At 72.4% G+C, this 9,416-nt stretch carries 9 protein-coding genes; all 9 read right to left on the bottom strand.

The genetic code is table 11. The features are described 5' to 3' along the window. Nucleotides 1-27: 27 nt before the first annotated feature. Nucleotides 28-1,401 (bottom strand): glutamate-1-semialdehyde 2,1-aminomutase, encoded by a 1,374-nt coding sequence (locus tag ACFWGJ_RS07435; RefSeq protein WP_387321607.1) that lies wholly within the window; start codon nt 1,399-1,401, stop codon nt 28-30. 7 nt (nt 1,402-1,408) lie between these two features. After that, entirely contained in the window at nt 1,409-1,960 is a 552-nt protein-coding gene (gene rfbC / locus ACFWGJ_RS07430) for a dTDP-4-dehydrorhamnose 3,5-epimerase (RefSeq protein ID WP_387321606.1), read from the bottom strand. A gap of 14 nt (nt 1,961-1,974) precedes the next feature. Next, nucleotides 1,975-3,213: a polysaccharide pyruvyl transferase family protein gene (locus tag ACFWGJ_RS07425; RefSeq protein ID WP_387321605.1), complete on the bottom strand. Its 1,239-nt coding sequence runs from the start codon at nt 3,211-3,213 to the stop codon at nt 1,975-1,977. 89 nt (nt 3,214-3,302) lie between these two features. After that, on the bottom strand, nt 3,303-4,250 hold the full coding sequence (locus ACFWGJ_RS07420) for a glycosyltransferase family 2 protein (RefSeq protein ID WP_387321604.1): 948 nt from the start codon (nt 4,248-4,250) through the stop codon (nt 3,303-3,305). After that, nucleotides 4,247-5,626, bottom strand: coding sequence for a hypothetical protein (locus ACFWGJ_RS07415; protein ID WP_387321603.1), 1,380 nt, complete (start codon nt 5,624-5,626; stop codon nt 4,247-4,249). Before ACFWGJ_RS07415 ends, ACFWGJ_RS07420 begins: the two co-directional genes overlap by 4 nt. Beyond that, nucleotides 5,623-6,897, bottom strand: a complete 1,275-nt coding sequence (locus ACFWGJ_RS07410) for a DUF4910 domain-containing protein (RefSeq protein WP_387321602.1) — start codon at nt 6,895-6,897, stop codon at nt 5,623-5,625. Before ACFWGJ_RS07410 ends, ACFWGJ_RS07415 begins: the two co-directional genes overlap by 4 nt. Then, entirely contained in the window at nt 6,894-7,919 is a 1,026-nt protein-coding gene (locus tag ACFWGJ_RS07405) for an NAD-dependent epimerase/dehydratase family protein (RefSeq protein ID WP_387321601.1), read from the bottom strand. The genes ACFWGJ_RS07410 and ACFWGJ_RS07405 overlap by 4 nt, the downstream gene beginning before the upstream one ends. A gap of 3 nt (nt 7,920-7,922) precedes the next feature. After that, nucleotides 7,923-8,600: a PIG-L deacetylase family protein gene (locus ACFWGJ_RS07400; protein WP_387321600.1), complete on the bottom strand. Its 678-nt coding sequence runs from the start codon at nt 8,598-8,600 to the stop codon at nt 7,923-7,925. Continuing rightward, nucleotides 8,597-9,406 (bottom strand): glucose-1-phosphate cytidylyltransferase, encoded by an 810-nt coding sequence (locus tag ACFWGJ_RS07395; protein WP_366786668.1) that lies wholly within the window; start codon nt 9,404-9,406, stop codon nt 8,597-8,599. Before ACFWGJ_RS07395 ends, ACFWGJ_RS07400 begins: the two co-directional genes overlap by 4 nt. Between the last annotated feature and the right edge of the window lie 10 nt (nt 9,407-9,416).

Raw genomic sequence — 9,416 nt, 5'->3', positions numbered from 1 at the left:
GTCGGCCACAGCACCGCTGACGGCACCTCACGCCAGGCGGCGGAACACCGGCTTCACCGGGCGTCCGGTCAGCCAGGGTGTGGGATCGCCCGCGTCCAGCGCCTTGCGGTACACCGCGCACGCCTGGGCCACCACGTCCACGGTGTGGTCGATGTCGGTGTCGCTGAGCGCGCTGCTCACCACGAACGACGGGGCGAGCACCCCGCCCGCCAGGAGCCGGTGCAGGAACAGGGTGCGGTACTCCTGCGACGGCTGCCCCTTCTCGTCGAGGGTCGCGAAGACGAGGTTGCTGGCCCGGCCCCGTACGACGACGTGGTCGCCGACGCCCATACCGGCGGCGGCCTCGCGAACCCCGGCGGCCAGCCGCTCGCCGAGAGCGTGCAGGCGGGCGGTGATGCCCTCCTCGACGTAGGTGGTGAGCACGGCCGTCGCGGCGGCCAGGGAGTGCGTCTCCGCGCCGTGCGTCGTGGACAGCAGGAACACCCGCTCGCCGGAGTGCCGCAGCCCGCCCCGCTCCATGAGGTCGCGGCGCCCGGCCAGCGCGGAGACGGCGAACCCGTTGCCCAGCGCCTTGCCGAAGGTGGAGAGGTCGGGGACGACTCCGTACAGGCCCTGGGCGCCCGCCTCGGACCAGCGCAGGCCGGTGATCATCTCGTCGAAGATCAGTACGCAGCCGTGCCGGTCGGCCAGTTCGCGCAGGCCCGCGAGGTAGCCGGGCGGCGGCTCGGTGTGGGTGGCGGGTTCGAGGATCAGACAGGCGACCTCGCCCTGGTGCCGGGTCAGCAGTTCCTCCGTGGCGGCCAGGTCCCCGTACGGGAACGCCACCGTGAGGTCGGTGGTCGCCGCCGGGATGCCGGCCGACATGGGTGTGGTGCCGATGAACCAGTCGTCGGTGGAGAAGAACGGGTGGTCGCCGCAGATGGCCACCCGCGGGCGTCCGGTGACCGCGCGGGCGAGCCGTATCGCGGCGGTGGTGGCGTCGGAGCCGTTCTTCGCGAACTTCACCATCTCGGCGGTCGGCACGGTGGCCAGGAAGTGTTCCGCCGCCTCGGCCTCCACGATGGACGGCCGTACGAAGTTGCTGCCGCGGTCCAGTTCGCGGCGTACCGCCTCGATCACGCGCGGGTGGGCGTGGCCGAGGCTGACCGACCGCAGGCCGGAGCCGTACTCGATGTAGCGGTTGCCGTCGACGTCCCAGACGTGGGCGCCGCGGCCGTGGTCGATGACCGGGGCCAGGTGCTCGGGGTACTGGTCGTCGCCCTTGGCGTACGTGTGCGCGCCGCCGGGAATCACGGCGTGCAGCCGCTCGTTGGCCAGCCGCGACCGGGGCAGGGAGAATTCCTGACCGATGTCCACGGTCCGCACGCTCTCTTCGGTGTCCACGGTGTCTTCGGTGTCCACGGTGACTTCAGCTCTCTCTCTGCTTCAGGACCTCGGCGAGGCTCGGCGCCTCCCGGTCCCGCTGGGACATCGAGGTGGCGGGCAGCGGCCAGGGGATGCCGAGTTCCGGGTCGTCGAAGGCGATCGTCACGTCCTCGGCCGGGTCGTGCGGTCGGTCGATGCGGTAGGAGGTGTCGGCTGTCGCGGTCAGCGCCTGGAAGCCGTGTGCGCAGCCCGCCGGGATGTAGAGGGTCTTCTGCGTCTCACCCGACAGTTCGAACCACGCCACGTTGCGGTACGTCGGCGAGTTCGGCCGCAGATCCACGACGACGTCGAAGATCTCCCCGTACGAGCAGCGCACGAGCTTGGCCTCGCCCGCTCCGGAGCGCAGGTGCAGGCCGCGCAGGACGCCCCGGACCGAGCGGGAGACGCTGTCCTGGATGAAGGCGTTCGGGTCCAGGCCCACCGAGCGGACCACGTCGGCGTCGAAGGTGCGGCAGAAGAAGCCGCGCTCGTCGGCGTACGGCGTCGGTTCGAACAGGTACGCGCCGGCGATCGCCGGGACTTCGGTCGCTTTCATGAGGTTCATGAGGTTCATGAGGCCTTCCGCAGGGCGTGTGCAGGGCGGGCGGCCGGGAAGAGGGCCGCGGTCAACGCGGTGAACTGGTGGTCGAGTTGGCGGGTGGCCAGCAGGTTCCGCTCGGTGAGGGTCCGCCGGACCTGCGGCGCGCTGCGCTCCAGCTCCCGGAACTGCCGCAGGAGCCGGTCGGCGTCGACCTCGCGGGCCGGGTGGCAGTACGCGTCGAGCCCCATCCGGGCCATCAGCGCGTCGCTCTTCGCCGCGTAGCTGAGGGCGAGCGTCGGTGTGCCGGCCTTCAGCGCGCAGACCAGGTTGTGGTAGCGCGTCGCGACGACGGTGTCGGCCGCCGCCGTCTCCTTCATCAGGTCGGCCAGTGAGGACGCCTCGGAGGCGGTGACCAGCGGTGAGTCCACGGCGTCGAGGATCGCGGCGACCACCGGCCTGTCGCACTCGTCGCCGGTGAGCAGCCGGACGGGCCTGCCGTCCTCGACCAGCGCGCGGACGACCCGGGTGGTCCCCTCCAGATAGCGGCGGTGGATCTCCTCGGCGCGGGCGCGGTCGTCGTTGCCGCCGTGGAAGTCCATGACACCGACGCAGACCGTGCCCGGGGCCGGGGTGCCCGAAGGCTGTTGCGAGGACGCTCTCGACTGCGGTGCGGGCTGCGGCGTCGGCAGCGCGAACGCGAGGTCCGGGTAGACCTCGTCGTGTGCGGTGTCCACGCCCATGTCCCGCAGAGCTTCCCGCGAGTGGACGTCCCGGTAGGACCGGTACGCGGCCAGCCGCGCCGACCAGCGCACCAGGATCCGGGTCGGCCGGTTGCCGATCGCGGCGGCGCCGACACCGACGAGCGCGACGCGGGTGCGCGTCAGCCGGCCGCTCGCGCAGAGCAGGAAGAGGGAGTAGGGGAAGCCCCACGGCCGCAGGGGCAGCGTGGCTTCCAGGACGCCCATCCCGGGCACGATCACCACGTCGTGCCGGCGCACCCAGGCGGCGGTGCGGAAGACGTCGACCAGCTTGCCGAGGCCCTTCCCCACGATCGCGCCGAGGCGTGACGCGGTCCGGTACTCGCCGCGGTACCAGTGCAGCCGCGTCGCGGGGATCCCGTACCGGGCCTCGACGACCTCGGGTCCCCCGCACAGCGCGTCCACGGCCGCCTCCGGGTGGGCGGTGCGGAGGTAGCCGAGTACGGCCTCCAGCGATCCGTCGTTGCCGAGGTTGCCGGAACCGAGCAGGCCGAACACCCCGACGCGCACCGGGGTTTCGCCCCCGGGAGCCCCGGACGTCCCAGGCGCCCCAGATTCCCCGGACGCCCCGGGCGCCCCGGTCACCTCGGTTTCCGGCTTCATGTCCGCCTGCCCTCACGGCCGGCGACGACCGCGTCCACGGAGACGTCGTACCGGCCCGGGTCGACCGGGGCGCGGTCCTCGACCCGCTCGCCGGTGCCCGGCCGGGCCCGGCTGGTCATCCACGACGCCAGGTGGCGGTAGCAGGCGCGCCGGTCGGCCGGGGACAGCGGCGCCCGCCGGATCGCGGAGGCGAAGCCCCAGACGTACTCGGCGAGCAGCCGGGGTGTCGGGTGCAGGAGGCCTGCCCGGCGCGGGTCCAGGTTGACGCAGCGGGAGCGCTTGGAGGGGTTCGCGCGCTCGGCGCGGGTGGGGTGGTCGCGGCGGAAGTACAGCAGTTCCGGCACCTGGTGGAAGGGGCCGTGCAGGGTGATCTCGGCGACGAACGTGCGGTCCGCGTGGTGGTAGCTGTCGTGCGGCTTCACCCGGCGCAGCATGTCGGCCCGCATCACGCCGTAGAAGTCGTCGCCGCCGGGTTCGAACAGCAGGCTGCGGAAGCGCTCGGGCGCGTGCGGCGAGTCGGTGGCGAGCCCGTACTCGTAGGGGACCTTGACCTTGCCGTCCTCGTCGATGACGGCCTGGCCGCTGTGCGCGAGGACCACGTCGGGGCGCTCGTCCAGGGCCTCGACGCAGGCCCGCAGCAGGTCGCGGGCGTACAGGTCGTCGTGCGAGGCCCACTTGAACAGTTCGCCGCGGCACTCGGTGAACACGTAGTTGTGGTTCGGGGCGGCGCCGATGTTCCGGGGCAGCCGGATGTACCGGATGCGTGAGTCCCGTGCGGCGTACGCGCGGCAGATGTCCTGGGTCCCGTCGGCCGAGGCGTTGTCGGAGATGACCAGTTCGAAGTCCTCGTACGTCTGGCCGAGCAGGGCGTCGAGCGACTCGGCGAGGTACTCCTCGCCGTTGTAGACGGGCAGGCCGATGCTCAGCCTGGGTCGGGCAGTCATGGGGTCCTCACTTCGGGGATGGGGTGGTGGGCGCGCTCGCGCAGGGCGGACCGCAGTTGCAGCCACCAGACGGCCGAGGCGCAGACGGTCGCGGCGGCGACGCCCCAGGCCGAGCCGACGGTGCCGGCCAGGGCGGCTCCGCCGAGGCCGCCGCCGACATAGCAGGCGGAGGCGAAGAGCTGGCAGCGCAGGCTGCGGCGGGCGGCGGCGAGCGCGCGCAGTCCGGCCGCCGCGCCGCTGCCGAGTCCGGCACCCGCGACGCCGAGCGTGGCGGGCACGATGAGCTGCGCGGCGGAGTCCCAGACGTCGCCGAGCACGAGTTCGCCCGCCCGGTCCGGCATCAGCAGCAGGGCCGCGCCCCACAGCAGCGCGGCGGCGGCCTGTCCGCCGCCGAGGAGGAGGCAGAACCTGGCGAGCCGGTGCGGGGCCCGCCGCAGTACCCGGGCCGCCTCCGCGACGGTGACCAGGGAAAGGCCCATGAGGAGGGCGAGGAACGGGCCGAGGAGCAGTTCCGCGCCGCGGACCGCGCCCACCGCGCCGACGCCGACGATCACTCCGAGTCCGTACGCGCGCAGTTGGCTCGCGCCGCTGAGGCTGACGTTCTCCACCAGGTACCGGTAGCCGAGGTCGCGTTGCTCGCGCAGCCAGCCGCGTGCCAGGGCCGGCCGGGGGCGGATGCCGGACTGGAGGCAGCCGTAGCCGGCGGCGACCGCGGCGGACGCGCCCCAGGCGAGCACGAAGGCGGCGACGGTGTCCACGCGGGCCGCGATCACCATGGCCGGGACGAGCGCGACGCCCCATACGAGGTCGTTGACGAACGCCTTGCGTCCGGCGCCCGCGGCGAAGAACGCGAACCGCCAGGCGTCCTGGAGGAGCAGTGCCGGAAGGACGACGCCGAGGGAGATGAACGCGGGCCCCACCCGGTCGCCGATTCCCAGTCCGACCAGCAGGCACACCGCGCCGAGGGCCGCGCCCACGCCGAGCGCGGCGCCCGAGGAGCGGGCCGCCGCCGCCCGCCAGGACGCCTCCGGTACGCCGCTGAAGCGCACGACGAGCGGGTCGGTGGCGAGCCCGCGGGCGACGTTGAGCACCACGCCGTAGGTCAGCCAGGCCAGGCTGAACACGCCGAACGCGGTCAGGCCCAGCGAGCGTGCCACGTAGATGCCCACCGCGAAGTTGGTCATGCTGGAGGCCGCCTGATCGGCCAGTCCCCAGGACAGCCGGCCGACGATGCCCTTCCTGGCGGACCGATCTGCCGACTGGTCGGCGGACCGATCCGCGGACCGGTCGGCGGACTGCTCGGCGGGGCGGCCTGCGGCCGTGGCCCGGTCCGCCGGTGTCGGTGGCTTCTCCCCCTCGGTGGCCATCGGCGTCATGCCTTGATCAGCCCGGCGCCGTGCAGGGCGTCGGCCGCGACGACGACGGTGTCGAACGGCAGCCCCGCCCGTTCGGCGACGTCCAGCAGACTGTGCTCGCCGTCGGAGAGGCTGAGCACCCAGAGCATGGCCATCTGGGCCTGCTTGGCGTCGCTGCGGCCACCGAGCGAGTCGTACAGCCCGCGCCGTCCCAACTGTGGTTCGCCGTAGGGGCTGAGGTTGACGTAACTGCGGTTGCGGTCGAGCACGCCGAACGCCTCGCGGCAGACGGCGAGGGTGTCCTCCATCGCCTCCGGGGAGACGAAGTCCGGGTTGTCCCCCGAGGTGTGGTACTCGGGATAGCCGGCGTACGGGGTCCGGCTGAGCGAGCCCACGCCGAGGTTGAACCCGGGTGAGCAGTACTGCCGCTCGTCGTAGCCGTACGGGGTGAACTCGTTGATGCGGTGAGGGCGTTCGGACGCGGTCAGCACGTGCCGCAGCACGCGGTCGATCTCCGCGTCACCTCGCCTGCTCTGCTTGTAGTTCAACTGCCCCGAGTCCCCGGCGCAGGCCAGCACCAGCCCGTGCCTGACCCGCTCGATCCGCTCGGCGTTGCGGGCCAGCCAGGTGATCGCCCCGACGGTCCCGGGCGCGAAGATGAACCGGTAGGTGTAGTACGGCGTCGTCTCCGCCAGGGCACGGGCCAGGTAGGCCGCCACCGCGACGCCCGCCAGGTTGTCGTTGGCCAGCGACGGATGGCAGACGTGGCAGGAGACGATCACCTCGTCGGAGACCTGCCCCGGCACGACGTGCTCGGCGTAGGTGAGGTGCCCGTCGGCGAGGGTCGAGTCGATACGGACCTCGTAGTCGCCGTCCGGCAGCCCGTCCAGGGTCTCCTGGGACAGGCAGAAGCCCCACTTCGGCTCGTAGTAACTCGTGCGGTACGGGACCAGGTCGGGCTGGTCCGGCAGGGTGTACAGGTGCTCGCGCAGCTCGGACAGCGGCATGGTGGCGGACACCGGCACGCTGTAGCCGAGCACGTGCAGGCTGGACGCGGCGAAGTCGACGACCCGCCTGCCCGCGCTGTCGGCGATGTAGGCGTCCCGGATGTTCCACTCCTGCGGGACCGTCCAGTCGAGCACCTGCGTCCCGGTCGGCACCTCGTGCACCTGGAGAGGGACGTACTCGTTGACGATGTCCAGGGTGGCGCGCACCCCGTCGCCGGTGATGCTCCGGCAGAGCGGGTACAGCCGCTCCACCAGCGCGTGCATCTCCTCGCCCGGCGTGCTCATCGGCGCCACCGCAGGGTGTCGTCGACGGAGCCGGCCTCGGAGGCCGCGCGCAGTACGGCGAGGCGGGTGAAGCGCCGGTCGAAGTCCTCCTTGGTCAGCGCGTGTTTGCGGTAGGCGTCGGCGAGTTCGTGCGCGCCCTGCTCGACCGTCCACTCGCAGTCGAAGCCGGGGATCGCGGCGCGGAAGCGGGAGAAGTCCACCCGGTACGAGCGCGGGTCGGCGCCGTTCTCGCCGGTGATCCGCACCTTCGCCCCGGACACCGCGTCGGCGACCTGGTCGGCGATCTCGGCGACCGTGACGTTGTTGACCTCGCTGCCGATGTTGAACGCGCGGTCGTGCACCGCGTCCCGGGGCGCGGTCAGCGCGGCCGTGAAGGCGCGGGCGATGTCGGCGGCGTGCACCAGCGGGCGCCAGGGCGTGCCGTCGGAGAGCACCAGCACCTCGCCGGACAGCAGCGCGTGGCCCACGAGGTTGTTCAGCACGATGTCGGCGCGCAGCCGGGGCGAGTAGCCGAAGGCGGTGGCGTTGCGCATGAACACGGGGCTGAAGTCGTCGTCGGCGAGCGCGTGCAGGTCGTCCTCGACCCGCACCTTGGACTCCGCGTACGGCGTCACGGGGCGCAACGGGGCGTCCTCGGCGACGAGTTCACCGCCGCCGGCCGCGCCGTAGACCGAGCAGGTGGACGCGTACAGGAAGCGCCGCACCCCGGCCTCGCGGGCCAGCCGGGCCAGTCGTACGGAGGCGTGGTGGTTGATGTCGTAGGTGAGGTCCGGTGCCAGCGCTCCCAGCGGGTCGTTGGAGAGCGCGGCCAGGTGGATCACGGCGTCCACGCCGGCCACGTGCTCGGCCGTGACGTCGCGCAGGTCCACCCGGTGTCCCTGCGGGTCGTCGGGCTGCGGGCCGAGGACGCAGTCGGCGAACAGGCCGGCGTCGAGACCGACGACCTCGTGCCCGGCGGCGGCGAGGACCGGGGCCATCACGGTGCCCAGGTAGCCCTGGTGGCCGGTCAGCAGTACGCGCAAGGTTCATTCCCCCAGTGGTGAAGTGCCCGGGCCAAAAGTGCCCAGGTCGAGCGTGAGTTTGTGGACGGCGAACGCCTCGGCGTAGCGGGCGTGGCATTCGATGCCGCGGATGCGGGCGAGGCCGAGGAACGCCTCCCGGTCGTACCAGGGCCGGTGCCGCTGCGAGGGGTAGTGCTCCTGCAGCAGCCGCACCTTCCGTTCGGCGGTGTCGGGCGTCAGCGGCTGGTACGCCGCCATCCGGCCGAGGTCGCCGTCCCATTTGACGATCTCGTAGCCGAGTACGAGGTGGTCGCGGAACGCGGTGGGCAGCAGTCGCGCCAGGCCGCGGTGGTCCTGGTGCGCGTCGTCGGTGCGCGGGGCGAGGACCAGGTCCGGATCCGTGCGCGCGCGCAGTTCCTCGACGGCGGCCTTGGCCTCCTCCCACTGCGCGGGCAGCCGCCCGTCGGCCAGTTTGAGCACGGTCAGCCGCAGGTCGGCGCCGGGGCAGAAGGCTTCGAGCGCGGCCTGCTCCTCCTGTTCGCGTTCGCTGCCGCCGCCGGTGAGCACCAGGGCGTCGACGCGCAGGCCCGGCCGGGCGAGGCACATCGTCAGCAGGGTGCCGCCGGCGCCGATGGCGATGTCGTCGCAGTGCGCGCCGACCGCGACGATCCGGTCCAGGCGTCCGGATCCGAGCCCGATCACGCGCTGCCCACTCTGGTGCCCGCCCGTGCGCCGTCCCGCTCCCACACGGCCCAGGGGCGGTCGCCCCGGGCGTAGGCCTCGTCGAGGGCGGCCTTCTCCTTGACGGTGTCGGTCGGCTTCCAGAAGCCGCGGTGCTGGTGCGCCACCAGCCGTCCCTGCTTGGCCAGTTGGCCGCAGCCGTCGGCGACGAGGTCGCCGCCCTCCGGGATGTGGTCGAAGATCTCCTGGCGGAGCACGAAGTAGCCGCCGTTCTCCCACAGCGGCATGTCGCTGACCGCGGTGATGCCTCCCACCAGGCCGTCCTCGCCGAGGTCGACGCAGTGGAACGAGGACTGCGGCGGCACCACCATCATCGACGCGCCCGCGTCGCGGCGGGCGAACTGGTCGATCATCTGGGGCAGGGGTGCGTCGGTGAGCACGTCGGCGTAGTTGGCGAGGAACATCTCGTCGCCGTCGAGGTGGTGCCGTACCCGGCGCAGCCGCTCCCCGATCGGTGACTCGATGCCGGTCTGCGCGAACGTGATCGTCCAGTCGGCTATGTCGGTGGACAGCAGCTCGGTGCGCCCGCCGCGCAGGACGAAGTCGTTGGACGTCGTCTCCTCGTAGTTGAGGAAGAAGTCCTTGATGTGGTGGGCCCCGTAGCCGAGGCACAGGATGAACTCGGTGTGCCCGAAGTACGCGTAGTAGCGCATGACGTGCCAGATCAGCGGCCGGGGGCCGACCATGGCCATCGGCTTGGGCGTGTCGTCGGAGGCTCCGTTGCGCATGCGCAGTCCGTAACCGCCGCAGAACAGAACGACCTTCATGCTGCAATCT

This window comes from Streptomyces sp. NPDC060205, assembly GCF_042728395.1.
In the GTDB taxonomy this organism is placed as follows: Bacteria; Actinomycetota; Actinomycetes; order Streptomycetales; family Streptomycetaceae; genus Streptomyces.
Note: the sequence above shows the minus strand (reverse complement) of the source record. Positions and strands in the feature narration are given on the sequence as shown.